Origin of the sequence: Candidatus Pelagibacter communis, from assembly GCF_001180225.1 — a bacterium.
Classification (GTDB): Bacteria; Pseudomonadota; Alphaproteobacteria; order Pelagibacterales; family Pelagibacteraceae; genus Pelagibacter; species Pelagibacter ubique_D.
The window spans coordinates 1-550 of sequence record NZ_CVST01000022.1; the positions used below are offsets into that span (position 1 = coordinate 1).

1 protein-coding gene is annotated in these 550 nt (G+C 34.4%); it reads left to right on the forward strand.

Annotation, left to right across the window (positions count from 1 at the left end; translation table 11 throughout):
- On the forward strand, window positions 1–550 hold a 550-nt coding region (locus AMN99_RS01570; protein ID WP_256998091.1), incomplete at both ends, for a DNA translocase FtsK.

The following is a 550-nucleotide window of genomic DNA, read 5'->3' on the forward strand; positions in this document are numbered from 1 at the left end:
AAAAATTCTAATGGACTTTGGAGTTAAGGGGGAAATTCAAAAAGTAAGTCACGGTCCAGTTGTAACACTCAATGAATTTGAGCCAGCTGCTGGAGTAAAAGTTTCTAAAATTATAAATTTGTCAGATGATATTGCAAGGAACACTAGTTCCGAGTCTGCTAGAATTTCAACTATACCAGGTAGCAATACTGTGGGAATTGAATTGCCAAATAATTCAAGAGAAAATGTTTATCTAAGTGAAATTCTAAATAACGCTGATTTTAAAAAGAAGGAAACTAAATTACCAATAGCTCTTGGTAAAAATATTTCTGGAAAACCTATTGTAGGAGATCTTTCTTCTATGCCGCATTTGCTGATAGCTGGAACTACAGGTTCAGGAAAATCAGTTTGCATTAATACAATTATTTTATCACTTCTTTACCGTCACACTCCTGAAAGATGCAAGTTTATATTAATTGATCCTAAAATGCTTGAGCTTTCAACATATGAAGGCATACCACACCTACTGTGCCCTGTAATAACCGAAGCTAAAAAAGCTGCATCAGTTCTT